The organism is Gaiella sp. (assembly GCF_057140465.1).
This window is the reverse complement of the sequence record NZ_DBNHWK010000055.1, coordinates 23,305-48,338: the sequence shown is the minus strand read 5'-3', so window position 1 is coordinate 48,338 and position 25,034 is coordinate 23,305. Positions and strand designations below refer to the sequence as shown.

Below are 25,034 nucleotides of genomic sequence, written 5' to 3'. Positions count from 1 at the left end.
GTGCCCGCTCGACGGCGTCCGCCGAGACCGGCGGACGCCGAGACGGCACGAGGGCGCGCGTGAGGCTCGACCGCGGGGAGGTGCTCGTCGAGGCGGGCCGGCTGACTGCCGAGGGCCGGCCGTTCGCGCTCGCGACGGTCGTCTCCGTCCGGCGGCCGGCGTCGGCGCGTCGCGGTGACCGCGGAATCGTGACACAGGACGGAAGGCTCGTCGGCTGGGTCGGCGGCGCCTGCTCCGAGCCGGCGGTCGTCCGGGAGGCGTTGCGGGCGATCGCCGAGGGGACGACGCGGCTTCTCCGCATCTGCCCACCGGGAAGCTCCGATGGAGGGGAGGGTGTCGTCGTGGCCGAGAGCTCGTGCGCGTCGGAGGGGACGGTCGAGGTGCTCGTCGAGCCGCAGCTGCCCAGGCCGCTGCTCGCGGTGGTCGGGGACAGCCCGGCGGCGGTGACGCTCCGGGACCTCGCGGCCGCGATCGGCTGGCGGGTGACGGCCGACCTGGAGGACGGGGCGGAGGCCGTGGTCGTCGCGACGATGGGCCGCGGCGACGCCGACGCGCTGGATGCGGCACTCGCGACGCCCGCCGGGTACGTCGGCCTCGTCGCCAGCGCGAAGCGTGCGAGCGTCGAGCTCGCGGCGCTGCGGGAGCGAGGTCTCGACGAGGCTGCGCTCGCGCGCGTGCGCAGCCCGGCGGGGCTCGATCTCGGGCCGCTCACGCAGCCGGAGATCGCGGTCGCCGTGCTCGCCGAGCTCGTCGCCTGGCGTCACCAGCGGGAACCGGTGGGGGAGCTCCCGGTCGAGGCCGTCGACCCCGTGTGCGGCATGACGGTCGCGGTCGGTGTCGACACCCCCTCCGCGGAGCACGACGGGACGACCTACTGGTTCTGCTGCCCGGGCTGCCGCGGCCGCTTCGTGCGCGACCCGGCGAAGTTCCTCGCCGCCACCTAGTCCCGGCTCGCGGCGGGCCCGAGACGCCCGTCCTCGAGCCAGAAGGCCCGGCTCGCGATGCGCTCGAGGCGCGCGTCGTGGGAGACGGCGACGACGCCGCAGCCCTGATCGCGCGCGAGGCCGCGCAGCAGCTCCATCACCTCGAGCCCGTGGCGCGAGTCGAGGTTCGCGGTCGGCTCGTCGGCGAGCAACAGCCGCGGCCGGTTGGCGAGGGCACGCGCGATCGAGACCCGCTGCTTCTCACCCCCGGAGAGATCGCGCGTCCTGAAGTCGAGACGCTCTTCGAGCCCGGCTGCGGCGAGCAGCTCCGTCGCGCGCTCGTGGGCACGCTCCCCGCTCACGCCCGCGACGTTGAGTGCGACCTCGACGTTCTCCTGCGCCGTCAGCGTCTCCAGGAGGTTGAACGACTGGAAGACGAATCCCACGGTCTCGCGACGGAAGCGCGCGAGCTCGACCTTCCCGAGCCCCGTGACCTCGACCCCGTCCACCTCGATGCTGCCCTCGGTGGGGCGCAAGAGGCCTCCGATCATCGTCAGGAGGGTCGTCTTCCCCGATCCGGAGGGTCCCATGACGAGCGTGACCTCCCCGGCGTTCGCGTCGAGGTCGACGCGGTCGACGGCCCGGACGGCGGTGTGGCCGCTGCCGAACACCTTCACGAGCCGCTTCGCGTCGAGGAGGGGTCGCCCGCCGTTCATGCGCGGAAGACCATCGCCGGGTCGATCCGGCTGATCCGGCGCACCGGGACGAGCGCCGCGATCGCCGACACGAGCAGCGCGAGCGCGAACACCGCGGCCGCGTCGAGCGGACGGAGCTCGGTGACGAACTCGGGGACGCCGCGCCGGATCAAGGTCGCGACGAGCACAGAGGCAACGATGCCGAGCGCGGCGCCGGCCGCGCCGACGCCGAGGCTCTGGACGACGACGATCCGGTAGACGAAGCGGTCGTCGGCGCCGATCGCCTTCAGCACGCCGAAGTCACGGGCCTTCTCGATCGTCAGCGTGTAGATCGTGAGCGCGATCACCGCACCGCCGATCGCGAAGCCGATCGCGACGAGCGCCCCGACGACGGGGAGGAAGCCCTGGTTGACGAGGTCGCGCGTGGCGTTCGCGAAGTCGGCGGCGCTGTGGGCCTCGCTCCCGGGCACGGCGGCGGCGGCGGCACCGGCGACCTCGTCGAGGTCGGCGCCCGGCGCCGCCGTGACGACGTAGAAGCTGACGTAGCGATCGAGCGCGAGCAGGGACCGCGCGTCGTCGCCGTTCATGAAGGCGATCTGGAAGAGTGGGTTCCCACCGGGCTCGATCCGCTCCACGACGAGACGGCGCCCGAGCACGTCGACGGCGTCGCCGACGGAGACCCCCGCCTCGTCGGCGAAGACGCTGTCGACGACGATCGACCCCTCGGCGGGCAGGAACCGCCGCGCCTCGTCCGGCCAACGGTCGGGCGCGGGCACGTCGAGCGAGAGGAAGTAGACGTTGAGGCTCGCGTCCTCGGGGTCGAGGCTGACACGGCGGGCGTAGACGGGGACGACGGCCCGGACGCCCGGCAGGCCTGCCAACTCGTCGATCCGGTCGGCGGGGAGGAACGAGGTCGTCCGCAGCGGGTCGCTCGTCCCGGCCTGCGCGAGCCAGACGTCGCCCGGGAGCTCCTCGAAGAGCCCGCCTGCCGCGCTCCACCCCCGGTAGAGGCTCCCGACGACGAGGATCAGGAGCACCGCGAACGCGACGCCTCCGACCGACATCGCGAGGCGCGCCTTCTCGGCGAGCAGGTTGCGCCGGGCGACCGGGACGCGGCGCGCGCGTCGCGCTCCGCCCGCCCACGGGCCGCGCGCGCGCCCGCGCGAGGCGCCGGGAGCGGGGTGGTCAGTCGAGGCCCCGGCCGCCATCGAACCGGATCGGCCGTCCTCCGACGAGGCCGGCGGTGGTCGGGACGACGAACGTCATCGCACCTCCGATGATCCGCCACGGCTGCGCCAAGGGCATCGGGGGAAGGCGGAGTGGACGATTCGGGCAACTACCGAGACGACGTCGATCGTGCACGGAAGCGCGCCGCGCGGCTGTTTGTCCCTGCCACTCCGTCGAGCGACTACGGTTGCTCCAACGACCGAAGGAGGACGCGATGGAACGGCACGTGTCGTGGGTGATCGAGTTGGCCGTGAAGGACGGCGCGCTCGACAGCTTCACCGAGCTGATGCAGGAGATGGTCGCCGGAACGGACGCCGAGCCGGGAACGCTCGGCTACGAGTGGTACATCTCGGCCGACCAGGGCACCGTGCACATCGTCGAGAAGTACGTGGACTCCGAGGCGATGATCGCCCACGTCAACGGCTTCGGGGAGAGGTGGGCCGGCCGCTTCATGGCGTGCGTCGAGGTCACCCGCTGGGTCGTCTACGGTGACCCGAGCCCGGCCGCCCGGGAGCTCCTGGACGGCTTCGGGGTCGTGTACCTCGGGCCCTGGGGCGGCTTCTCGCGCCTCTCCTAGCCGGCCGACCGGTTCCTGGGCGCCGAGGTGCGGCGCCAGACGCCGCGGTCGCGAAGCCACGGCTCGAACGGGCCGGGCGGCGGCGTCTCGTGAGCGCCGACGACGAGAGCGCCGGCCGGCCGTAGGGCCCGATGCAGGTGCCCGGCGACCGCCCGTTGCACGTCGTCGGCGAAGTACGTGAAGGCGACGTTGCGGCAGAGCACGAGGTCGAAGGAGCCGCCCGGCGGGTCGTCGCGCACGTCGTGGAGCGCGAACGTCACGCGCTCCCGGTGGGCCGGGTCGAGGCGTCCGTCGGCGAATGCCTGCGCACGGAGGGCAGGAGGGAGCCCGCGGAGGCTGCTCTCGGGGTAGCGCGCGGCCCGTGCCCGTTCGAGCAGGGCGTGATCGACGTCGGTCGCGAGGATGTCGATCGCGACTCCGGCGTCGGCGGCGGCGAGCACGAGCGAGTACGGCTCCTCGCCGGATGCGCAGCCGACGCTCCACGCCCGGACCGCGGGCCCGAGAGCGGGGAGCACGACGTCGCGAAGCGTCTCGAACGCCGCGCGATCGCGCCAGAAGCGCGAGATCGTGACGCGGCAGCAGCGGTCGAGCTCGACCCACTCCTCGTCGTTGGCGTCGAGGTACGCGCGGTACGCCGCACAGTCGGGGAGGCCGAGCTCCTCGAGGCGTCGCGCGATGCGTCGGCAGACCTGGCGGCGAACCCGTCGGAAGCCCTGCCAGCGCAGGCCGAGGCGAGGCAGCGCCCACTGCAGCAGGGCCACGCACTCGTCATCCCTCATCGGACGCACCCATGAGGAGAGTGGTCGAGCACTCGCGACCGGCGTCGGTCCGCACCCGCGCAGACGGCACGATGGGAGCATGACGCACTGGCCGTCGACCGCCGACGAGCTGGTCGAGGAACAGGCCCGCCTCGCACTGGCACCCGCCGACCCGTGGGCCCCCGAGCCCGCCTGCCGCGTCGGCGGATGCTTCGTCTGCTTCCCGCGCGGGGCGCACGGAGTCGGCTGCGCGGGCGACCGTGCCTGGGCAGCCGCCGCCCTCGGCCACGACGTCACGGTGATCGTGGGAGCGGCGGGCGCCCCGTACGAGGCGGGGCTGCTCGCGCTGCGCGAGGGAGCCCTGCTCGAGCGGGCGGTGCGGGCCCTCTCGGAGGCGCCCGACGCGCTGCTCGTGAACGCGACCGGACGCGACCACCCACGGCGCGCCGGGCTCGCAGTGCACCTCGGCGCCGTCCTCGACCTGCCGACCGTCGGCGTCACGCATCGCACGCTCCTCGCCGGGGGCGGGTGGCCGCCGGACACACAGGGGGCGCGGAGCCCGTTGCTGCTCGACGGCGAGCAGGTCGGCTGGTGGCTGCGGACCAGGGTCGGTGCCCGCCCGCTCGCGGTGCACGCGGGCTGGCGGACCGATCCCGACACCGCGGCGGCGCTCGTCCTCTCGTCGACGTCGCGTGCGCGCACCCCGGAGCCGCTCCGCCGCGCGCGCCGTGCAGCACGACGGGCACGGGCGCTCGCCGGTGTCGTCGATCTGTGAGACTCGAGGTGCCCGACGAGCATCCCGCCGGCGCGGCCTCCGACACCGCGGCGGCTCGGATCGATCGAGAGGAGGCCTCCGTGATCGCCCTCACCAGCTCCGACTTCGAGGCGGGCGCGGTGATCCCCGTCCGCCACACCTGTGACGGCGACGACGTCTCCCCGGCGCTCGCGTGGAGCGGGCTTCCCGCCGGCACCGCCTCCCTCGCGCTCGAGGTCGACGACCCCGACGCGCCCGGCGGGACGTTCACCCACTGGCTCGCGTGGGGGCTCGACCCCTCGTCGGGAGCCCTGCCCGGCGGCACGCCTGCGCCGACCGAGGGTCGCAACGGCTTCGGCGGCACCGGTTACCGCGGCCCGTGCCCGCCGCGGGGCGGCCCGCACCGGTACGTGTTCCGGCTGTACGCGCTCGACACGCCGCTCGCACTCGAGGCCGGGGCCGACGCGAGCGCCTTCCGGACGGCGCTCGCAGGCCACGTGCTCGACACGGGCGAGCTCACCGGGACCTTCGGACGCGGCTGAGCGAAGCCGACCGACCGCCGCGTGACGACGCTCGTGCCGCCCGCTAGCGGACGACGACGACCATCGCCAGCGAGTTGTCGACCCCGATCGTGTCCAGCTTCGGGATCCCCTCGATCTCGGTCCGAACGGTCTTCAGACGGTACGTCCCCTTCTTCCGGAACACGACGGTCACCTTCTCGTTGATGCCCATCGCCTTCCCGAGCGAGACGGCGGGACCGGAGAGCTTCGCCAGGCGGTGCCGATCGACGTCGCGGTTGACCACCGTGAGGCGGGCGCCGCGGCGAACGACGAGCCTCGCGCCCGGGGCGCTCCTCTTCCCGAACGTCCAGACGTGGCATCCCTTCGTCACGTGAGCGATCCCGAGCACGACGCGCGACTTGGCGGTGCGGACGACGACGGGGCGCTTCATGGACGCCTTCAACGCCGCAGCCTCGTCGGCCGGGTCACCCCCGTGGGCGCCCGCGCCTGCGGCAAGGACGAGCAGCGCAGCGAACCCGACCACGGCCGACAGCAGGACGGTTCTCATGACGTGTGCTCCTTTCCGTCGAAGACGTCTACCTCCATGATCCGCGATCCTCTCGTCGACGGTATCGGCGACAGCCCGCAGGGACGACCACCCGATCGGATGGCCTGCGCCGCCCGAGCCCGCTACCCGATCAGGTAGCCCCGCTCGGGTCGGCCGGGTCGTCGTCGGCGATCCCCGCCCGGATCGCATAGGCGGCCGCCTGTGCCCGGTTCTTCAGGCGGAGCTTCGCGAGGATGTTCTTCACGTGGAAGCTCACCGTGTTCTCCGAGATCCCGAGCGCGGACGCGATCTCGCGGTTCGTCGCGCCCTCGGCGATGAGGCGGAGGACGTCCCCCTCCCGTTCCGTGAGGGCGGGCTCGTCCTGCTGGGGCTCGCTCGAGCGCTGGACGAACACGTCGACGATCCGAGCGGCATCGTTGGCCCGCAGCGTCGGCTCGCCGCGCTCGATCGCCTCCAGCGTCCGGCCGAAGTCCTCGTCCGACAGGTCCTTCAGGAGGTATCCCTCGGCGCCCTTCTGGATCGCCTCGAAGAGATCGGTGTCGTCGTCGGAGACCGTGACGATCACGACCTTGACGTCCTGGGTCAGCTCCCTGATCCGCCGTGTCGCCTCGATGCCGTCGCAGCCGGGCATCGAGAGGTCCATGAGCACGAGGTCGGGGCGAAGCTCTCGTGCGAGCGCGACGGCCTCGTCTCCGTTGCCCGCCTGACCGACGACCTCGTGACCCCATGCCTCGAGCAGGCTGGCGATCCCGGCCCGGAAGAGCGCGTGGTCGTCAGCGAGCAGAACGCGCATGCGACGCCTCCGGAGCGACGGGGACCGAGACCGTCACGGCCGTGCCCCCGCCGGTCGATGCGACCGTGAACGACCCTCCGACCGCGGCCGCCCGCTCGCCCATGGTGCGCAACCCGAGCCTCGGCCACCCCGTCGGTGTCCCGTTGCCCTCGGCGAGACCGACACCGTCGTCCTCGACCTCCACGACCAGGTCGCCGTCCGACGCCGCGAGCCGCACGGCGACCCGTGACGCCCGTGCGTGCTTGCGGACGTTCGTGAGCGCCTCCTGCACGATCCGGAGGACCTGGATCTCGACCACCTGCGGCAACCGGAGGTCGCCTACACCGTCGTCGTCCTCGAAGCTCGTCGCGATCCCGGTCATGTGCTCGAACGACTCGAGGTAGCTCGCGATCGAGGGAGCGAGGCCGGCCGGGCCGTCGGTTGCGAGACGGAGGCCGACGATCGCCTCGCGAATGTCGGTGTAGACGCCGCGGAGCGCATCGCCCATCGCGTCGAGCTCGCGCGTGGCGGCATCGGTACGGCCCGACTGCACGAGGCGCCGGACGGCGAGGGTCTGCGTATTCGCGTACCCGATGACCTGTGCGAGGCCGTCGTGGAGCTCGCGCGCGATGCGGACCCGCTCCTCGACCACCGCCTCGCCGAGCAGGTGTTCGTGGAGCTGCGCGTTCGCCACGCCGAGAGCGACGCGGTCCGCGATCCCGTCGAGCAGCTGGATGCTGCACGCGATACCGCTGGCTGACCGCGTGGTGACGTACATGGCGCCGAGCACCGAGCCGGCGTGCGCGAGTGGCACCGCACAGCACATGCCGATGGACGACGGATCGAGCCCGAGCTCGACGAGCCGCCGATCGTCCGGGCCGGCGCGGAACACGAGCGTCTCCGATGTCGTGAGGGCCGAGCGTGCGAGTGTCTTCCCCGAAGGGTCGCGCTCCGACGATCCCCCCTCACTCTCCCCGCTGCGGACCGCGAGCTCCAGGCTGTGGTCGCGCAACAACCAGACCTCGACGAGGTCGGCGTCGGCGACGTCGCGGACGATGTCGGCGGTGTGGGAGAGCGCCACGTCGAGGTCGGCCGAGTCGGACACGCCGTGCCCGACCGCGAGCAGGGTCGCGAGGTCGCGGTTCTGGTCGACGATGCGCTGCTCGAGGCGGTCGACGAGGCGGAAGACGGCGTACGAGAAGAAGCTCACCGACGCTGCCGCCCAGACCGCCGTGAGCATCACGCCCGGGAAGTCGTGCAGCTCCTTGAGCACCGTGTGCAGGAGGACGTAGAGCACCGAGACGAACGCGACGGGGGCCGCGATCGTGAGCCATCTGAGCTTCCCGATCGTCATCACTGCCGGTCTCGCGTCTCAGCGTAGCGCGGTGCGCTGTCGCTGGCGACCACGGCCGAGGGCGCCCTGCCTGCATGTGGGCGGATCGGCAGAGGCGTGGCACGGGGCGCGGGCGAGCGCTGCCGTGGGAGCGTTCGTGCCGGACGACGACGAGCCCACCCCGCCCGCGGCGATCCCCGTCGCCTCGGGCTCTGAGCGCTCGACGACGTGCCGGCGGGCCTTCGCGTCAGGCGAGCGCCGCCGAGCGGGCAGCGAGATCGCGGTCCCGGTCGGTGATCCCCCCGGCCGAGTGCGTCCACCACCGGAGGGTGACGCGCCCCCAGCCGAAGGACACGTCCGGATGGTGGTTCTCCGCCTCCGCCAGCTCGCCGACGCGGTTCACGAACGCGAGCGCGGAGGCGAAGTCGGCGAACGCGAAGTCGCGCTGCAACGCGCCGTCGACCTCGCTCCAGCCCTCGGGGACGCTCATGGAGGCAGTATGCCCGGTGACTACGATCGGGTGAGTCATGTCGGCCACCCCTTCTCGCGAGGTCGAAGCGGACCGTCCCCGGCGGATGGAGCCGGGCGGGCCCCTCGCCGCGCGCTCACGCAAGGCGCGACCGCGCCCCGAGTTGGTGGTCGAATACCTCTTCGGGCCAGTCGCGCGGCTGATCGTCGCCCTCCTCCTCCCGCTGCGCGTCCCGCCGCCCGCCGTCGTCCTCGCGAACACCGCCGCGGGCCTCGCCGCAGCGTGGGCGATCTGGCACGGCGACCTGGTCGTCGGTGCCCTGCTGCTGCAGCTGAAGACGCTGCTCGACAACGCCGACGGCCAGCTCGCGCGGGCGGCAGGACGAACATCGACTCTCGGGCGGTACCTCGACACCGAGGCCGATGCGCTCGTCAACGTCGCCGTGTTCGTCTCGCTCGCCCACGTGACGGGTCTCCCGTGGCTCGCGCTCGGCGCGTTCGTAGCGCTGACGGTCGTGCTCAGCGTCGACTTCAACCTCGAGGCGATGTACCGCGAGGCCCGCGGCGAGCAGTTCCGCCCGCCTCCGGACGAGGAGAGCGGAGGTCGCGTCGCGCGCGTGCTCGCGGCCGTGTACGACGCGGTCTTCGGCCCGCAGGACCGCGCGGTGCGGTCGCTCGCGCAGCGACGGCTCGAGCGCACGCTCCGCGGCGTCCGCGACCGCACCGTCCGCGAGCGTGCCACGCTCGCCTACCACGACGGCGCGACGGTCGCCATGCTCGTCAACCTCGGGCTGTCCACGCAGCTCGCGGTCCTCGGCCTCTGCCTCGTGCTCGACGCGCCCGCCGCCTACCTCTGGTTCGCGCTCGCATGCGGTCTTCTCGTCCCCGTCCTCTGGGCACGTCGTGAGCGGCGCGGGCGAGCCGCGCGGGTGACCCGATGAGCCGCGGCGGGGCGCTCGTCACCGGAGCGGCGCGCGGCATCGGCCGGGGAATCGCGCTCGCACTCGCTGACGAGGGCTACGACATCGCGGTGCACTTCCGGCGCTCGACTGACGACGCCGAGGCGGTCCGGGCGGAGGTCGCCGGGCGCGGACGCCGAGCGGTGACGGTGCAGGCCGACCTCACCGACGACGAGGCAGCCGTCGCCACCGTGCACGAGGCGCACGCGCTCGTCGGCCCCCTGCGCGTCCTCGTCAACAACGTCGGGAACTACCTCGTCACGCCGCTCGACGAGCTCACGATCGCGGAGTGGGACGAGATGATCGACTCCAACCTCCGCGCGACCTTCTCCACGTGTCGGACGGCACTCCCGCTGCTCCGGGCGGCGGGCGGCGGGCGGATCGTGAACCTCGGCTACGCCGGTGCCGGTGATCTCGTCGCCCGACCGAGCGTCGTCTCCTACGCGATCGCGAAGACGGGCGTGATCCTGCTCACGAAGGCGATCGCGCGAGCCGAGGCGGCACACGGGATCACGGCGAACGTCGTCGCCCCCGGGGTGATCGAGAACTCCGACAGCAAGCCGCTGGGGGAGATCCCGGCGGGCCGCGAGGGGACGATCGACGAGGTCGCCGCGGCCGTCCGCTACCTCGTCTCCCCGGCCGCCGACTACGTCACCGGGCAGGTGATCGAGCTCGCCGGAGGGTGGAACCTGTAGCGACCCCCGCCGGTCGCGGGCGGGCGCCGCAGCCCACCGAACACGGCCGGTTCGATCGGGCGGAGCCCGTGCAGGGCGGTGATGTCCATATTTTGTCTATGATCAGGGCGTGAGCTCGGCTGCCGACACCTCCTTCGAGCCGACCGTCATCGCCGGCGGCCGGACGAACCACCACTCGTCCCCGCACGCGGGTGACCGGCGCACGGTGATCGCCTCGGCGACGCGCGCGCTCCTCGAGGCGATCGGTGAGGACACGACCCGCCCCGGCCTCGAGAAGACCCCGGAGCGGGTGGCGAAGGCGTGGGAGCATCTGACCGCGGGGTACGGCCTCGAGCCCGAGGAGGTCGTCAACGGCGCCCTCTTCCCGTCGGAGTCGTCCCAGCTCGTGATCGTGCGCGACATCGAGTTCTCGTCGCTCTGCGAGCACCACCTGCTCCCCTTCACGGGTCGCGTCCACGTCGGGTACGTGCCCGGCCGCTCGATCCTCGGGTTGTCGAAGTTCGCCCGGCTCACGGACCTCTACGCGCGACGGCTGCAGGTGCAGGAGCGCCTCACGGGGCAGATCGCAGAGGCGGTGATGACCCTGCTCGAGCCCGAGGGCGTCGGCGTCGTCGTCGAGGCGGAGCACATGTGCATGGTGATGCGCGGCGTCGAGAAGCCGGGCTCCCTGACCCGCACCACCGTGCTCCTGGGCTCGTTCCGCGACGACAGGGACGTCCGCGAGCAGTTCCTCTCGGCCGTGCCGGGGCCGGGCGCCTAGCGACGCACCCCGCCGGGCTCAGGCCGCGCCGCGCAACGTCAGCCGCTGCCCGTTCATCGCGGCGGCGGCATCGGCGCTCAGGTAGGCGACGGCCTCCGCGATCTCCTCGGCAGGGGTGAACGTCGTGAAGTCCCGACCCGGGTCCTCGGCGCGCATCGCCGGGGTGACGATCGCCCCCACGACGACGAGGTTCGCGGTCGTGCCCGAGCCCCGGACGCGGTCGGCCACGGCGAGCAGCCACGCGTCGGCCGCCGCCTTCGCCGCCGCGTAGGCGGCGTTCGTGTGCGTCGGGGCCTGGGCCTGCCCCGCCGAGATCCCGACCACGCGGCCACGCCCACTCGCGAGGAGGTGGGGGAGGAAGGCCCGGGTCGTGTGCTGCACGGTGCGGACGAGCAGCTGCTCCAGCCATCCCCAGTCCTCGAGCGGCGCCTCCTCGATCGGCGTGCCGCCACGCCACCCGCCGACGAGGTGCACGAGGCCGTCGACGTGCCCGTGACGACGCGCGAGGTCGTCCGCCCACGCCCGTGTCGCCGCGTCGTCGAGGAGGTCGACGGCCGTCGCGTCGGCCGGGCCGTCGATCGCGCCCGCCAGCCGCTCGACCTCGGCGGCGCGCCGCCCTGCGAGCGAGAGCGTCGCCCCGGCACCGGCGAGTCGGTGGACGACGGTCGGCCCGAGGTTCCCCGAGGCGCCCGCGACCGCGATCACGCGGCCGTCGAGCGACCTGAGCGCGCGTTCGGTCACGGCGTGAGTCTACGCACGCACCGGCACCGGCAGCTCGCAGTCGGCGCGACCGGGGGACGGTCCGTCACCCGCCGGAGGCGCGAGACGACCCACTCCGGGCAGGGATCCCGTGCAGTCGATACGGTGGAGGGAACGCAGCGACCGAGGAGGCGAGCATGAGCACAGGCGCGAGCACCGCAGTCACCGGCCCCGTCGGACAACAGCGAGGCACCGTCTTCGTCCTGCTGATCGGGCTGATCACCTTCGGCATCTACTGGTGGTACTGGGCGTACAAGACGCAGGACGAGCTGAAGCAGCACACGGGTGACGGGCTCGGCGGCGTCCTCGGGCTCGTGATCTGGATCCTGCTCAACCCCGTGAGCGCGTTCGTGATCCCCTCGGAGGTCGGCAACACGTACGCCTCCGCGGGCCGGGAGAAGCCGATCACCGGGTGGACCGGGCTCTGGCTGTTCCCGTTCGGGGTGCTCCTGATCCCGGCGATCGTCTGGTTCGTGAAGGTGCAGGGCGCGCTCAACCGCTACTGGGAGTCGGCGACGCCCGCGCCGGAGCCGCCGGCGGCGCCCGCCTCGACGGGCTGAGGCACGCCGACAGCTGCGCGAGGCGCGTCGCGCACACCCCCGTGCTCTCGGGCACGGGCGGCCGTCAGTCGTCGGCGGAGAGCTCGCGCGTCAACTCCGCGAGCGCCTCGTCGCTCATCGCGAAGTAGTTCTCCTCCGTGGGGAACGCCCGCTCCCTCACCTCCCGGGCATAGCGCTCGAGGCCCTCGAGGATCACCGACCCCGCGTCGCCGAACACCTTCGCCATCCGCGGCTTGAACTTCGGGTAGAGCCCGAACATGTCGTGGTAGATGAGCAGCTGCCCGTGGGCGTGCGGCCCGGCGCCGAGGCTGATCACGAAGCACGTCTCGGCTCGCTCGGTGATGATCTCGCACACCTGGTCCGGCACCAGCTCGAGCAGGATCGCGAAGACGCCCGCCCGCTCCAGCGCCGCCGCGTCCTCGACGATCGTGCGCGCCTGCGACGCCGTCTTGCCCTGCAGGCGGAACCCGCCGAGGGCGCTCGAGCTCTGGGGCGTCAGCCCGAGGTGACCCATCACCGGGATCCCCGCGGCGGCGATCCCGGCCACGCGGTCGGCCATCGCCGCGCCGCCCTCGAGCTTGACCGCATCGCACCCGGCCTCTGCCATGAAGCGGCCCGCGTTGCGGATCGCCGTCTCGACGCTCGGCTGGTAGCTCATGTACGGCATGTCCCCGATCAGCCACGCGTTCGGCGAGCCTCGTCGCACGGCCTGCGCGTGGCGGATCATGTCGTCCATCGTCACGGGCAGCGTGCTGTCGTAGCCGAGCATCGTCATCCCGAGGCTGTCGCCGACCAGGATCATGTCGATCCCGGCCTGCTCCTGGAAGGTCGCCGTCGGGAAGTCGTAGCAGGTCAACATCGTGATCGGGTCGCCCCGACCCGCCTTGTCGAACAGGTCGGGGAGGCTGACCTTCTTCCGCTCCGTCATCTCTCACCTCGCACGCTCACGGCTCGATGTCCGATCCTCGCCGGCGATCTCGCTCCGGTCGGTCACGCCTCCTGCGGGATCGCGGTGTGGCGCGGAGCCGCCGTCGGACCAACGCGTCTCCGCGTGACGAGCCTAAAGCGCCGACCTCGGGGATGCCACGGGAAGCGGACGCCGCCCGGGGCGTGCGCCCGATCCCCGCTGATCCTCGGGCCCGTGCTCAGCCGCCACCCGGTGTCGCCGCCGACGCCTCGGGCGTCGGCCGCCGGATCTCCGTCGATCGCGGCGCGACGAGGCCGAGGACGACGAGACCGACCCCGCAGACGACGAGCAGCGCGTCGTACCCCTGCGTCTCGACGAGCGCGCCGAGCGCGGCGGTGCCCGCGCCGCTGCCGAGGAACAGCGAGAAGGCGAAGAGCGAGATCGCCGTGCCACGAGCCGTCGGCGCGAGCTCGGTGGCGCGGATCTGGAACGTCGAGTGGCAGAGCGAGAACCCCGCCCCGAGGGCGACGAGGGCCGGGACCACGGCTCCCCACCCGGGAGCGGCGAGGACGGCCAGGTACGCGAGGCCCATCACCACCCCGCCGCCGGCGATCAGCCGGTTCTCGCCGAACCGGCGTCCGAGCGCCGCGACCGAGCGACTCGCGACGAGGATCGCGACGCCGTCGAGGGCGAGGATCAGCCCGATCGCGTAGTAGCTGAGGCCGTAGACCTCGCGCAGGAGCGCGCCGAGGTACGCCGTGCCTCCGAAGAAGAGCGCTCCCTCGACGAGCACGGCCACGTAGAGGACGACCGCGCGCCCGTTCCCGAGAAGCCGCCGGTGCGCGGCGAAGGGGCTGCCACCGGGCCGCTCGGGCGCAGGGGTGGCGCCGCGCATCCTCCACAGCGGCACGACGAGGAGCGCCATCAGCACCCCGTCGACGACGTACATCGCGCGCCAGTCGATCACCTCCGCCATCAGCCCGCCGAGCGTCGCGCCCATCACCTGCCCCGCGGCCACCGCGCCGAGCAGCATCGCCACGGCCTGGTGGCGATCCTCGTAGGGGATGAGGTAGCCGACCGTCGCCAGCGCGAGCGGGAAGAACGCCGCGGCGACGGCGCCCGCGAGCAGCCGCATCCCGACGAGCGCCTCGAGCGTCGGGACGAACGCGGTCAGCGCGAGCACCGGCGCGAACGCGATCGCGACGGTCGCGATCACCCGCATCGGGCCGGTGCGATCCGCGAGCGGGCCCCAGGCGAGCTGGAACGTGCCGTAGGCGATCAGGTAGGCGGTCATCGCGGCACCCACGCCCGCGACCGTCGCGTCCAGGTCGCCGGCGATCTGGGGCAGCACCGTCGCGATCACGCGCGAGTCGGCCATCACGACGAACGCCAGGAGGTAGAGGAGCGGCAGCAGCCCGGGTGGCGCCCCGGCCGGCCGTCCGGCCGCGACCGGGGCCGGGCCCGACGTCACGACCCGAACCAGGCGTCGAGGCGCTCGGCCTCGAATTGCCGCTTCGCCTCGTGGTGCTCGGGCGCGGGGTCGCTCAGCTGCACCGACGGCTCCGGCTCCGCGTAGAAGTCGCCGTCGACGAGGGCGGCGGCGTGGGCGCCCAGCTCGAGGAAGCAGAAGCCGTGCCCGTCGAAGAGGTCGGGCTGCGGCGCCCCGGTGAGGTCGGCCGCGATCGCGGCGGCGACGCGGGAGCCCTCGAGCTCCGCGATCACCCCCGCCTTCGGCAGCGGCAGGCCGTTCGCGAGTCTGATCAGCGTGCAGTCGCCGACGGCGAAGACTCCGTCGTGCTCGGTGCGCAGGGTGCCCCGGTCGACCTCGATCCAGCCGCTCTCCCCGGTGAGCCCCCCGGCTACGACGACGTCGGGCACCCGGTGCGGTGGGACCGCGATCAACAGGTCGAAGGCGAGCTCGGAGCCGTCGGCGAAGAGGACCCGACCGGGCTCCACGCGCTCGGTCGCCGCACCCGTGCGGTGCGCGATCCCGCGGTCGTCGAGGCGGACGCCGAGCCACTCGGACCCGGCGCGCCCTGCGTTCGGCATCAGCATCGGTTGCAGCGTGGCGACCGCGAGCTCCGTGCGCTCCCTGAGCCCTCGCTCGCGAAGGTGCTCGTCGAGCAGCATCGCGCACTCGTAGGGTGCGGGCGGGCACGGGTACGGGGCGCCCATGATCACGATCGCGATCGTCCCTCCCTCGAAGGCGGCGACCGCGTCGCGGAGGGCGGGGACGCCGGCGACGTCCCAGACGTCGTGGCCGCGCCCGACGAGCCCGGGGACGAGGTCCGGTCGGGAGCGTGCGCCGAGCGCGACGACGAGATGATCGGCGTCGAACCGGCCCGCATCGGTCGTGGCCGCGCGCGCCGCGGGGTCGATGCCCGTGATCTCCGCCTGCACGAACGACACGCCGGCACCGTCGAGCACGGACCGGGAGCGGCGCCCCTCCGCGACCGTCCCGACGCCGACGAGCTCCCAGAGCTTGCGCAGCCCCATCGAGAAGTGCTCGGCACGATCGACCAGGACGACCTCGTGACCCTCGCCGAGCCGCTCGCGCAACCCGGTCGCAACGGCGATCCCGCCGAACCCTGCTCCGAGGACGAGCGTCCGCGTCACGTCGCCAGTCTGCCCGAGAGCGGCCGTGCGTGCCCGCCGCTAGAGCCTGGCGAACCGCTCGACGAGCTGCCTGTCGCCCGCGACGACCAGCACGTCGTGCTCGCCGACGACGGTGTCGGCGGTCGCGAACGTCCAGGCGCCGCCCTCCGGCTTCACGCAGACGACGGTCACCCCGTACCGCTTCCGCACCTCCGCCCCCTCCAGGGTCTGGCCGTGGAGCTCGCGCGGCGTTGGGCGCTCGAGGAGCGCGAAGCCCTCGTCGAGCTGGATGTAGTCGATCGTCCGCCCGACGAGCATGTGCGCGACGCGGACGCCCATGTCTCGCTCGGGGAAGACGACGCGGTGGGCGCCGACGCGCCCGAGGATGCTCCCGTGCGCGCGCGTGATCGCCTTCGCCCACACCCGGTCGATGCCGAGGTCGACGACGAGCGCCGTCGCGAGCACGCTCGACTCGATGTCCGTGCCGATCGCGACGACGGCGGTCCCGAACTCGGGGGCTCCGAGCTGCCGCATCGCGTCGGGGGAGGTGGCGTCGGCCTGCACGACGTGGGTCAGCCAATGCGAGCACTGCTGCACGAGCTCGGCGTCGCTGTCGACGCCGAGCACGCTGTAGCCGAGCTCCGTGAGCGAGCGTGCGAGCGCGCCGCCGAAGCGGCCGAGCCCGATCACGAGGACGTCGTTCTCCCTAGCCAATGAGCGGGCGCTCCTCGGGGTAGGAGAACAACCGCTCCCGCTCGCGCAGCACGAGGGCGAGGGCGACGGTGTGCGGGCCGATGCGGCCGATGAACATGAGCGCGATGAGGATACTCTCGCCGAACGCGTCGAGCTGGTCCGTGACGCCGGTCGTGAGCCCGACCGTGCCGAAGGCGGAGATCGCCTCGAACAGCGCCTGGTAGAGGTAGAGGTCGCTCGTCGCCATGAGCGCGAGCGTCGCGACGACGATCGCGTTGATCCCGACGAACGCGACGACGAGCGCCTGTCGCTGCGCGCGGGCCGACACGCGTCGCCGGAAGACGGATACGTGGCGGTCGCCGCGTGCCTCCGAGAGCACCATCAGGCCCAGGAGGGCGAACGTCGTGACCTTGATCCCTCCCGCCGTCGAGCCGCTCCCGCCGCCGATGAACATGAGGATGTCCGTGACGAGCAGCGTCTCCCCGGTCGCCTCCCCGTAGTCGATGGAGTTGAACCCCGCCGTCCTCGGCGTGATCCCGCCGAAGAGCGCGGCGAGCAGCTTGTCGGGGGTCGAGAGCGCCCCGAGCGTGCTCCCGTTGTCCCATTCGAACCCGAGCACGGCGACCGTGCCGAGCACGACGAGGACACCCGTGACGAGGAGCGTCAGCTTCGTGTGCAGGGACCAGCCGGCGGCACCCCCGCGCTCGCGGACGAGCTCGAGCACGACGGGGAACCCGATCCCGCCGAGCACGATCGCGGCGGCGACGACGAGGATCACCGTCCAGTCGTCGACGAAGCCGACGAGGCTGTCGCTCCAGAGCGAGAAGCCTGCGTTGTTGAACGCGGACACCGACGTGAAGACCCCGTCCCAGAGCGCCGAGCCGAGATCGTCGCCCCGGGCGAGGAAGCGCACGGTGAGGACCGTGGCGACCACGGTCTCCGCCGCGACGCTGAAGAGCGCCACGCCACGGAGGACGTGGCGGAGGTCCCCGGGGTCGACGCCTCCGCTCTCGGCGCTCGCGAGCAGACGGGTACGCATCCCGAGGCGGCGGGCGACGATGAGCGCGATCACCGACGTCAGGGTCATGATCCCGAACCCCCCGACCTGGATCAGCCCCAGGATCACCGCCTGCCCGAACGACGTGAACGTGCCCGGCACGTCGACCGTGACGAGACCGGTGACGCACACCGCCGAGGTCGAGGTGAAGAGCGCCGTCAGGAAGCCGACCCCGCCGGGCCCCTGCTTGGCGACCGGCAGCACGAGGAGCACGGTGCCGACTCCGATCGCGAGCGCGAACGACAGCGCGACCACACGCGACGGATGCCGCAGCAGGCGGTCCAGCACCGGAAAGGCATAGCACGCGATGCGACGCGAGGTCGCCGCTGACGCACCCCCCGACGGGCACCCTCGTCGTTCCGTAGGCTCGTGCCGTGCATCCCGCAGTCGCCGTCGTCGTCGCGGTCGCGCTCTTCGTGGGGCTCCCGCTGCTCGTGATCGGGCTCGCGGCGGTGGGCCCGGTCGGCTGGGTCGTCGCCGCAGCGGTGCTCCCGCTCGCCACGCTCGCCGTCATCCTCTGGCTCGGTCGCCCACGGCCCGGCGACGGGCAACCACCCACTATGTGAGCATGGAGCCGCGCGTCGTCATCGGGACGATGGCGCTCGTCCTCGGCGCGGGGCTCGCGGCCAGGTTCGCCGCCTCGGTGATCCGGATCCCCGAGATCGTGCTGCTGCTCGGACTGGGTGCGGCGATCGGCCCTTCCGGCGTCGGCTGGATCGACATCCCGTTCGACTCGACGGTCGCGCAGGTGCTGCTCACCCTCGCCGTGTCGTTCATCCTGTTCCGCGGCGGCCTCGACCTCTCGGTCCGCGTGCTCTCGCGCCGGGTGATCAGCCTCGGGTTGCTCGTCCTCCCCGGCGTCGTGCTGACCGCCGCCCTCACCGGGGCGGTCGCCGCCGCGGCGTTCGGTATCGAGCCGCGGGTCGGATTCCTGGTCGGGGCGGTGCTCGCACCGACGGATCCCGCGATCCTCGTCCCGCTCTTCGAGCGCCTCCGCGTGCGGCCGGGGGTGGCGCAGACGATCGTCGCCGAGTCCGCGTTCAACGACCCCACCGCGGCGGTGCTCGCCCTCGCCGTCGCCGCGTCGATCGCGACGCACGACACGTCGCTGAGCCGGCCCGCGCTCGACTTCGTCACCGATGTCGGCGTCTCGTGTGCACTCGGGATCGGGCTCGGCGTGGCAGTTGCGCTCGTCGTCTCGAGCCGCCGCACCGGCATCTGGCGCGAGTCGGCGGCGCTCGCCGTGATCACGGTCGTCGCCGCGTCCTACGCGGCGATCGACGTCGCGGGTGGGTCGGGGTTCCTCGGGGCGTTCCTCGCCGGCCTGATCGTCGGGAACATGGGCGAGATCCGGCACCGCATGCACGAGCGCCACGAGGCCGAGGTGAGGGTCGTCGCCTCTGCGCTCGCCGAGCTGTCGGCGATCTTCGTGTTCGTCCTCCTCGGTTCCGACCTCCCCTTCGCGGCGATCCGCGAGCACTGGCTGCCGGCGCTCGGGGTCGTGGGGATGCTCGTCCTCGTGGCGCGGCCGATCACCGTGCTCGCGTGCCTGCTCCCCGACCGGCGTGCGCGCTGGGCCCCGGGCGAGATCGCATTCATCGCGTGGACGAGGGAGACGGGCGTCGTCCCCGCCGCCCTCGCCGGGATCCTCGTCGCGGACGGAATCGAGGGCGCGGACATCGTCACCGTCTGCGTCGCCGTCGCCCTCGTCGTCACCGTCACGCTGCAGTCCACGACGAAGCCGTGGCTCGCGCGGCGGCTCGGCCTGGTCGACGACGAGCGACCGCTGCACGATTCCGCGCTCGCGGAGTAGACTGGGACGCACAGAGTCGTCGAGTTCAGGGGGATCCGGGTGAGCGCGGGGGCGCTCCCGCACAAGTCGCATTGGGTCGTCGTTGGCATTGCCGTGCTGGCGCTGTGGATCGCGCCGGCCTCGCTCGCCGAGGACCCGTCGCCCGACCCCGCGCCCGACCCCGTTCCGGTCGAGACCACGCCGACCACGACGCCGGCGGCCCCCAAGCCCGCGCCGAAGCCGAAGCCGGCGGCGCCGAAGCCCGCGCCGAAGCCCGCGCCGACCACGTCGACATCGAGCTCGTCGTCGTCCTCGTCGTCGTCCTCGACATCGAGCTCGTCCTCGACATCGAGCTCGTCCTCGTCGTCGCGCCCCTCGACGACGACCGTACCGTCCACACCGAAGCCGAAGCCCGCGGTGACGAAGCCGAAGCCCGCGGCGACGAAGCCGAAGCCCGCGGCGACGAAGCCGAAGCCCGCGGCGACCACGCCGAAGCCCGCTCCGGTGCCGGCCGAGCCACGTGCGACCTCGGGCGACCCGTCGCCGGCGGTCGTCACGTTGTCGGGGTCGTCGGGCGCGAGCGACGACGCGGTGCTCTCCGGGCCGCTGCTCGTGCTCGTCCTCGCCGTCCCCGGCGTGATGCTGCTGCTGTCGATGATGCCCACCCACACGGTCGCCGCCGCGGGCGCCGTGGGGCGCGCCGTCGTCCACGGCCGGGTCGCGCTCGCCGCCCTCGCGCTCGCGGTCTGGCTGGGCGTCCTGATCTCGATGCTGCTCGGAGGTGACATGTGAGACGCCCGCGTCTCGTCCGGATCGTTCTCCTCACGGTGCTCGCCGTGAGCCTCGTGCTCGTTCCCGTCGTCGCTGCCGACCCACCGACGGTGTCGATCACCGGCGGCCCGAGCGGAACCGTGCCCACCTCCTCGGCGACGTTCACGTTCGACGTCACGGACGATCCGGTCGGGCCCACTACCGTCGAGTGCTCGCTCGACGGCGGCACGTTTGCCGCGTGCTCGTCCGGCGTCGGCTACTCGGGGCTCGCCGACGGCGGGCACTCGTTCGTCGTCCGCGTCACCAACGACGACGGGAGCACCTCCGCATCGAGGGACTGGACGGTCGACACCACCGGGCCGAGCACGTCGATCACCTCTGCGCCGCCGAGCCTCACGAACGACAAGAACGCCTCCTTCTCCTTCTCCGCCTCCGGCGCGGCATCGTACGAGTGCAAGCTCGACGGCGGCGGCTTCGAAGGGTGCACGTCCGGCAAGAACTACAACAACCTCGGCGACGGCGGCCACACGTTCACCGTCCACGCGATCGACGCCGTCGGCAACACCGGCCCCGACGCCTCGTACACGTGGACGATCGACACGGCGGCCCCGACGACGACGATCACTTCCGGGCCCTCCGGCACGACCGGGCCGGACGGCAACGTCTTCACCTTCTCCGCGACCGAGTCGGCGACGTTCGGATGCCGCCTCGACGGCGGCACGTTCTCCCCGTGCTCGTCGGGGGTCTCCTACTCGGGCCTCGCGAGCGGGAGCCACACGTTCTCCGTCCGGGCGACCGATGCCGCCGGCAACGTCGGCGCCGACGTGTCGCGGACCTGGACGGTCGACGCCTCGCCGCCCGACACGACGATCACCGGGGGGCCGACGGAGGGATCCGTGATCAACGACCCGACGCCGACCTTCACCTTCAGCGCGACCGAGACCCCTTCGACGTTCCAGTGCAGCGTCGACGGCGCCGGCTTCTCCGCCTGCTCGTCGCCGACGACACCGTCGCTCGCGGACGGGGCACACAGCTTCGCGGTGCGCGCGGTCGACGGGATCGGCAACGTCGACCCGACCCCGGCGACCCGGTCGTTCACCGTGGACACGACCGGGCCGACGACGACGATCACCTCGGGCCCGTCCGGCACGGTCGGCGCGACGAGCGCGACGTTCGCGTTCAGCGCCTCCGAGGGCGGGGTCACGTTCGCGTGCCAGATCGACGGTGGTGCCTTCGCCACCTGCACGTCGCCTCGCACGTACACAGGGCTCGCGAGCGGGGGCCACACGTTCTCCGTCCGGGCGACCGATGCCGCCGGCAACGTCGGGACGACGGCGAGCACGAGCTGGACCGTCGACGCGACGCCGCCTGAGACGTCGCTCTCCGGCGCGCCGACGGGGACGGTCGCGACGAACGCGGCGACGATCGGCTTCTCGGCGAGCGAGCCGTCGACCTTCGAGTGCAGCCTCGACGGCGCGGGCTTCGCCTCCTGCACGTCGCCCGTCGCGCTCACGGATCTCGCCGACGGCGCCCACACCTTCAGCGTGCGGGCGACCGACGGCGCGGGGAACACCGACCCGAGCCCCGCCACCGCGAGCTGGGCCGTGGACACGACGCCTCCCGTGATCACCACCCCCGGCGCGCTGGCGATCGAGGCGAACGGCCCTGCCGGCTCCAAGGTCACCTACTCGGTGACCGCGTCCGACGGGGGCGTCGCCCTGCTCCCCGGTGCGGTCTCCTGTGCTCCCGCCTCGGGATCCCTGTTCCCGCTCGGCGAGACGACCGTCACCTGCCAGGCCGCCGACGCGATCGGCAACGTCGGCAGCGAGAGCTTCGTCGTCACGGTCGCCGACACGACCGCGCCGACGCTGAACGCGGCCGACGCGACGTTCGCCGCGACGAGCGCCGCCGGCATCAGCCGTAACGCGCCGCCCGTCGCCGCGTACCTCAGAGGCTTCACGGCGTTCGACCTCGTCGGCGTCATCTCGATCCGCTCGACCGCGCCGGAGGTCTTCCCCGTCGGGGAGACGAAGATCACCGTCACCGCGGCCGACGCGGCCGGGAACCAGACGCAGAAGACCGTGACCGTCACGGTGCTCCCGCCCGGGTCGACGCCGCCGCCGCCGCCCGACCAGAAGCCCCCCGCGGACGTGACGCGCGTGCGCGCGGTCGCGGGCGACCACACGGTCACCCTGTCGTGGGTCAACCCGGCGCAGGACGTCGCGCTCGTCGAGATCCGGATGGCGACCGCCGGCGGACCGCAGGTGGGCCGGGTCGTCTACCGGGGGCTCCGCTCGCCGCAGGTGATCAAGAGGCTCCGCAACGACGTCGAGCACCGCTTCGTGCTGACGAGCGTCGACGCCGCAGGGAACCGCTCCGAGGGGATCGTCGCCCTCGCCACGCCGAAGGCGCTCCTGCTCGCCGCCCCCAAGCCCGGCGCGCGTGTGACCAAGGCCCCGCTGCTGCGCTGGGCCCCGGTCGGCGGCGCCTCGTACTTCAACGTGCAGCTCTACAAGGGGAAGGTCAAGGTCCTGTCGGTCTGGCCGACGAAGGCGCGCTTCAAGATGAAGCTGCGGTGGGTCTACGAGAAGAAGAAGCGGGCGCTGACCCCCGGCAAGTACACGTGGTACGTCTGGCCCGGGCTCGGGTCGCGCGCCGAGGCGCGGTACGGGCCGCTGCTGGGCCGGAGCACGTTCGTCTACGCGAAGCCGAAGAAGAAGCTCGCGGCGAAGAAACCGGCGAAGAAGCAGCCCGCGAAGACGACGGGCTCGTCGTCGAAGGGCTAGTACGCGCCGCGGACGATGACGACCGGGCAGTGGGCGTGCTGCGCCACGTGCTGTGACACGGACCCGAGCAGCGCGCCCCTGATCCCCCCGCGGCCGCGCGAGCCGACGACCACGAGCTCCGCCCCGGTCGAGGCGTCCACGAGCACGTCCCCGGGGGCGCCCTCGACGAGCTTGCGGTCGACCTCGCCCGCGGCGTCGCCGAGCGTCGCCTCGAGCGCCTCGTCGAGCGCGCGCTCCGCAGCCTGGCGCTCGAGGGTGAGGTCGTCCATGAGATCCGTGGCAGCGACGGGGATCATCCCCGGCTCCGCGACCGCCGTCGGAGGGACGAACACCCACGCGTGCACGGCGACCACGTTCGCGCCCCGGACACGCGCCTCGTCGACCGCCCAGCGCAGCGCCGCCGCCCCGTGCTCGGACCCGTCCACTCCGACGACGATGCGACTCGCCACGGCGCAAGCCTAGACGATCGACCACGCGCGCTCGCGCGCCCGTCGTCTAGCCGGCCGTCTCCGCCTGGCGGAGGCCTCGTAGCGCCCAGACGACGAAGGCCGCGACGAGCACCGCGGCGACCGCGAACGCGAGTGCGACCCCCGTCGGATCGCCGGAGATGAGGCTCCGCGCCGCCTCGAGGATGTACGTGACGGGATTGACGGTCGCCACCGCCTCGATCCATCCGGTGAGCAGGTCGAGCGGGACGTAGACCGGGGCGAAGAACAGCAGCAGGAACACCGGCATCTGCATCAGCGGGCCGGCCTGGATCGTGCGGAACCGCATCGCGATGCCGGCGGACCACGAGAACCCGATCACGTTGACGAGCAGCGCGAGCGTGTAGAGACCGACGATGTCGACCGGCCCGCCGCTCACGCGCATCCCGAACACGAGCGCGATCACCGTGAGCATCACGGCGACCATCGCCCAGCGGACGACGGCCGCGAGGCCGTACCCGAGCACGATCCCCTTGCGGTTGGGAGCGCCGAGCAGCAGCCGCTTGGCGAACCCGCCCTCGAAGTCCCGTGCGATGCCGAAGCCCGTGAACACGCCGCCGAACGCCGCCGACTGGAGCAGCACGAACGCGAACTGGAACGCCGTGTAGCCGTCCGGGAAGTCGAAGCCGGGGACGTTCTGCACCTGGTTCAGGCCGCCGGCGAAGGCGACGAGGAAGAACAGGGGGAACATGAGGGTCGGGAGCACGAGCGACGGCGTGCGCACGACGTTGTGCACCGTCCGCCAGGCGACGCCCCGCGCGACGTCGAGGGTCGACCCGGAGGCCCGGGTCGCGCTCACGTGCGCGTCAACCTCTTCGTCAGCGCCCACGAGGAGAGCGTGAGCGAGACGATCGCGATCGCGATCGCGACCCCGAAGCCGAGTGCGAGCGCACGGGCGTCCCAGCCGGTGATGATGAGGCTGCGGACGCACTCGATCAGGTACGAGACGGGGTTCAGGCTCGCCGCGATCCGGAACCAGTCGATCGTCATCAAGTCGCGAGGCGCGTTCATCGACGAGATGAAGAGGAACACGAACATCACGGGGAAGAGCCCCTGCACGGCCTCGCCCGAGCCCGTGCGGAGCGCGAAGAGCGAGCCGAGCGCGCCGAAGCCCAGCGAGACGAAGAGCGCGAACACGAGCAGCACCACGACACCGGCGGGGCCGGAGGCGAACTCGACGCCGACCAGCAGCCCCACGGCGACGTAGAACGCAGCCTGGACGAGCCCGAGGAGCACGATCCCGCTCAGCTGCCCGACGAGCAGGGCCGATCCGCGGAGCGGCGTGAGCGAGAGACGGCTCAGGAACCCGGTCTGGATGTCGCGGGCGAGGTCGGTGCCGGCGTTCATCGTCGAGAAGAGCGCCCCCTGGATGAACGGCACCGCCAATGCGAACGCGAGGAACGAGTCGGTCGGGAACCCGGGGAGCTGGGTCGAGGGACGGAGGCCGGCCGAGTTGACGGCGAGCAGGGCGAGGGGGAAGACGAGCGGTGTGACCACCATCGCGGGCTGCCGGAGCGAGCGCCGCACCGACCTGCCCGCGACGGCGCCGACCTGGGTCGCGAGCGCGGTCACGGACGTCCCGCCCGCGGGCGCGGACGGCACGCAGGCGCAGGCGGTCGTCGACGGGTGGGCCCGGAGGC

28 protein-coding genes are annotated in these 25,034 nt (G+C 72.8%); 12 read left to right on the top strand and 16 right to left on the bottom strand.

All coding sequences use genetic code 11. The annotated features are described in order from the left end of the window. Nucleotides 1-59 precede the first annotated feature (59 nt). Entirely contained in the window at nucleotides 60-944 is an 885-nt protein-coding gene (locus AC162C_RS07825) for an XdhC family protein (RefSeq protein WP_484097062.1), read from the top strand. Here AC162C_RS07825 and AC162C_RS07820 read toward each other — a convergent pair. Then, a complete protein-coding gene (locus tag AC162C_RS07820; RefSeq protein ID WP_484097061.1) occupies nucleotides 941-1,639 on the bottom strand; it encodes an ABC transporter ATP-binding protein in 699 nt (232 codons plus the stop codon). The genes AC162C_RS07825 and AC162C_RS07820 overlap by 4 nt on opposite strands. Then, the gene (locus tag AC162C_RS07815; protein ID WP_484097060.1) at nucleotides 1,636-2,826 is read right to left on the bottom strand and encodes an ABC transporter permease; all 1,191 of its coding nucleotides are present in this window, start codon (nucleotides 2,824-2,826) and stop codon (nucleotides 1,636-1,638) included. Before AC162C_RS07815 ends, AC162C_RS07820 begins: the two co-directional genes overlap by 4 nt. Nucleotides 2,827-3,059: 233 nt before the next feature. Here AC162C_RS07815 and AC162C_RS07810 point away from each other — a divergent pair, with 233 nt between their 5' ends. Next, nucleotides 3,060-3,422, top strand: coding sequence for a putative quinol monooxygenase (locus tag AC162C_RS07810; protein ID WP_484097059.1), 363 nt, complete (start codon nucleotides 3,060-3,062; stop codon nucleotides 3,420-3,422). On the opposite strand, the gene AC162C_RS07805 is transcribed toward AC162C_RS07810, so the two are convergent. Continuing rightward, nucleotides 3,419-4,201: a CheR family methyltransferase gene (locus AC162C_RS07805; protein ID WP_484097058.1), complete on the bottom strand. Its 783-nt coding sequence runs from the start codon at nucleotides 4,199-4,201 to the stop codon at nucleotides 3,419-3,421. The genes AC162C_RS07810 and AC162C_RS07805 overlap by 4 nt on opposite strands. Nucleotides 4,202-4,280: 79 nt before the next feature. Between AC162C_RS07805 and AC162C_RS07800 the strand changes: the two genes are divergently transcribed. Together AC162C_RS07800 and AC162C_RS07795 are read left to right on the top strand one after the other, a co-directional pair. Further along, nucleotides 4,281-4,955: an endonuclease V gene (locus AC162C_RS07800; protein ID WP_484097057.1), complete on the top strand. Its 675-nt coding sequence runs from the start codon at nucleotides 4,281-4,283 to the stop codon at nucleotides 4,953-4,955. Between the two features lie 80 nt (nucleotides 4,956-5,035). Further along, a complete protein-coding gene (locus AC162C_RS07795; protein ID WP_484097056.1) occupies nucleotides 5,036-5,476 on the top strand; it encodes a YbhB/YbcL family Raf kinase inhibitor-like protein in 441 nt (146 codons plus the stop codon). Between the two features lie 43 nt (nucleotides 5,477-5,519). Here AC162C_RS07795 and AC162C_RS07790 read toward each other — a convergent pair whose 3' ends face one another. The 4 genes from AC162C_RS07790 to AC162C_RS07775 all read right to left on the bottom strand — a co-directional run bounded on the left by AC162C_RS07790 (nucleotide 5,520) and on the right by AC162C_RS07775 (nucleotide 8,597). Further along, nucleotides 5,520-6,002: a hypothetical protein gene (locus AC162C_RS07790; protein WP_484097055.1), complete on the bottom strand. Its 483-nt coding sequence runs from the start codon at nucleotides 6,000-6,002 to the stop codon at nucleotides 5,520-5,522. A 130-nt stretch (nucleotides 6,003-6,132) separates the two neighbouring features. Further along, nucleotides 6,133-6,795 (bottom strand): response regulator, encoded by a 663-nt coding sequence (locus tag AC162C_RS07785; protein WP_484097054.1) that lies wholly within the window; start codon nucleotides 6,793-6,795, stop codon nucleotides 6,133-6,135. Continuing rightward, a complete protein-coding gene (locus tag AC162C_RS07780) occupies nucleotides 6,776-8,128 on the bottom strand; it encodes a GAF domain-containing sensor histidine kinase (RefSeq protein ID WP_484097053.1) in 1,353 nt (450 codons plus the stop codon). The genes AC162C_RS07785 and AC162C_RS07780 overlap by 20 nt, the downstream gene beginning before the upstream one ends. Nucleotides 8,129-8,354: 226 nt before the next feature. Then, nucleotides 8,355-8,597 carry a 4a-hydroxytetrahydrobiopterin dehydratase gene (locus AC162C_RS07775; RefSeq protein WP_462972216.1) on the bottom strand — a complete coding sequence of 81 codons (243 nt, stop codon included), beginning with the start codon at nucleotides 8,595-8,597 and terminating at the stop codon, nucleotides 8,355-8,357. Nucleotides 8,598-8,634: 37 nt separating this feature from the next. Here AC162C_RS07775 and AC162C_RS07770 point away from each other — a divergent pair, with 37 nt between their 5' ends. The 3 genes from AC162C_RS07770 (at nucleotide 8,635) to folE (ending at nucleotide 10,989) form a co-directional block, all read left to right on the top strand. After that, nucleotides 8,635-9,516, top strand: a complete 882-nt coding sequence (locus AC162C_RS07770) for a CDP-alcohol phosphatidyltransferase family protein (RefSeq protein WP_484097052.1) — start codon at nucleotides 8,635-8,637, stop codon at nucleotides 9,514-9,516. After that, the gene (tmpR, locus tag AC162C_RS07765; protein WP_484097051.1) at nucleotides 9,513-10,229 is read left to right on the top strand and encodes a bifunctional dihydropteridine reductase/dihydrofolate reductase TmpR; all 717 of its coding nucleotides are present in this window, start codon (nucleotides 9,513-9,515) and stop codon (nucleotides 10,227-10,229) included. Before AC162C_RS07770 ends, tmpR begins: the two co-directional genes overlap by 4 nt. Before the next feature lie 109 nt (nucleotides 10,230-10,338). After that, nucleotides 10,339-10,989, top strand: coding sequence for a GTP cyclohydrolase I FolE (gene folE / locus AC162C_RS07760; protein ID WP_484097050.1), 651 nt, complete (start codon nucleotides 10,339-10,341; stop codon nucleotides 10,987-10,989). A gap of 18 nt (nucleotides 10,990-11,007) precedes the next feature. On the opposite strand, the gene AC162C_RS07755 is transcribed toward folE, so the two are convergent. Beyond that, nucleotides 11,008-11,730 carry an SDR family NAD(P)-dependent oxidoreductase gene (locus AC162C_RS07755; RefSeq protein WP_462972220.1) on the bottom strand — a complete coding sequence of 241 codons (723 nt, stop codon included), beginning with the start codon at nucleotides 11,728-11,730 and terminating at the stop codon, nucleotides 11,008-11,010. A gap of 155 nt (nucleotides 11,731-11,885) precedes the next feature. Between AC162C_RS07755 and AC162C_RS07750 the strand changes: the two genes are divergently transcribed. Further along, nucleotides 11,886-12,308 carry a DUF4234 domain-containing protein gene (locus AC162C_RS07750; protein WP_484097049.1) on the top strand — a complete coding sequence of 141 codons (423 nt, stop codon included), beginning with the start codon at nucleotides 11,886-11,888 and terminating at the stop codon, nucleotides 12,306-12,308. 64 nt (nucleotides 12,309-12,372) lie between these two features. On the opposite strand, the gene panB is transcribed toward AC162C_RS07750, so the two are convergent. From panB to AC162C_RS07725, 5 genes are all read right to left on the bottom strand, one after another. Beyond that, nucleotides 12,373-13,236 (bottom strand): 3-methyl-2-oxobutanoate hydroxymethyltransferase, encoded by an 864-nt coding sequence (panB, locus tag AC162C_RS07745; RefSeq protein WP_484097048.1) that lies wholly within the window; start codon nucleotides 13,234-13,236, stop codon nucleotides 12,373-12,375. A gap of 217 nt (nucleotides 13,237-13,453) precedes the next feature. Further along, the gene (locus AC162C_RS07740) at nucleotides 13,454-14,686 is read right to left on the bottom strand and encodes an MFS transporter (protein WP_484097047.1); all 1,233 of its coding nucleotides are present in this window, start codon (nucleotides 14,684-14,686) and stop codon (nucleotides 13,454-13,456) included. Next, nucleotides 14,683-15,831, bottom strand: a complete 1,149-nt coding sequence (locus AC162C_RS07735; protein ID WP_484097046.1) for an NAD(P)/FAD-dependent oxidoreductase — start codon at nucleotides 15,829-15,831, stop codon at nucleotides 14,683-14,685. The genes AC162C_RS07740 and AC162C_RS07735 overlap by 4 nt, the downstream gene beginning before the upstream one ends. Nucleotides 15,832-15,870: 39 nt before the next feature. Then, a complete protein-coding gene (locus AC162C_RS07730) occupies nucleotides 15,871-16,524 on the bottom strand; it encodes a potassium channel family protein (RefSeq protein WP_484097045.1) in 654 nt (217 codons plus the stop codon). Then, nucleotides 16,517-17,848 (bottom strand): TrkH family potassium uptake protein, encoded by a 1,332-nt coding sequence (locus tag AC162C_RS07725; RefSeq protein WP_484097044.1) that lies wholly within the window; start codon nucleotides 17,846-17,848, stop codon nucleotides 16,517-16,519. Before AC162C_RS07725 ends, AC162C_RS07730 begins: the two co-directional genes overlap by 8 nt. Nucleotides 17,849-17,934: 86 nt before the next feature. Between AC162C_RS07725 and AC162C_RS07720 the strand changes: the two genes are divergently transcribed. The 4 genes from AC162C_RS07720 to AC162C_RS07705 all read left to right on the top strand — a co-directional run bounded on the left by AC162C_RS07720 (nucleotide 17,935) and on the right by AC162C_RS07705 (nucleotide 22,909). After that, on the top strand, nucleotides 17,935-18,126 hold the full coding sequence (locus AC162C_RS07720) for a hypothetical protein (protein ID WP_484097043.1): 192 nt from the start codon (nucleotides 17,935-17,937) through the stop codon (nucleotides 18,124-18,126). A 2-nt stretch (nucleotides 18,127-18,128) separates the two neighbouring features. Next, nucleotides 18,129-19,373, top strand: coding sequence for a cation:proton antiporter (locus AC162C_RS07715; protein ID WP_484097042.1), 1,245 nt, complete (start codon nucleotides 18,129-18,131; stop codon nucleotides 19,371-19,373). 396 nt (nucleotides 19,374-19,769) lie between these two features. Beyond that, the gene (locus tag AC162C_RS07710) at nucleotides 19,770-20,144 is read left to right on the top strand and encodes a hypothetical protein (RefSeq protein WP_484097041.1); all 375 of its coding nucleotides are present in this window, start codon (nucleotides 19,770-19,772) and stop codon (nucleotides 20,142-20,144) included. Then, nucleotides 20,141-22,909: an HYR domain-containing protein gene (locus tag AC162C_RS07705; RefSeq protein ID WP_484097040.1), complete on the top strand. Its 2,769-nt coding sequence runs from the start codon at nucleotides 20,141-20,143 to the stop codon at nucleotides 22,907-22,909. The genes AC162C_RS07710 and AC162C_RS07705 overlap by 4 nt, the downstream gene beginning before the upstream one ends. Here AC162C_RS07705 and AC162C_RS07700 read toward each other — a convergent pair. The 3 genes from AC162C_RS07700 to AC162C_RS07690 are packed head-to-tail and all read right to left on the bottom strand — an operon-like array spanning nucleotide 22,906 to nucleotide 24,996. Beyond that, complete coding sequence (locus AC162C_RS07700; RefSeq protein ID WP_484097039.1) at nucleotides 22,906-23,358, bottom strand: universal stress protein; 453 nt, start codon at nucleotides 23,356-23,358, stop codon at nucleotides 22,906-22,908. The two genes, AC162C_RS07705 and AC162C_RS07700, sit on opposite strands and share 4 nt — an antisense overlap. A gap of 46 nt (nucleotides 23,359-23,404) precedes the next feature. Continuing rightward, entirely contained in the window at nucleotides 23,405-24,193 is a 789-nt protein-coding gene (locus tag AC162C_RS07695) for an ABC transporter permease (RefSeq protein WP_484097038.1), read from the bottom strand. Then, nucleotides 24,190-24,996: an ABC transporter permease gene (locus tag AC162C_RS07690; RefSeq protein ID WP_484097037.1), complete on the bottom strand. Its 807-nt coding sequence runs from the start codon at nucleotides 24,994-24,996 to the stop codon at nucleotides 24,190-24,192. The genes AC162C_RS07695 and AC162C_RS07690 overlap by 4 nt, the downstream gene beginning before the upstream one ends. Between the last annotated feature and the right edge of the window lie 38 nt (nucleotides 24,997-25,034).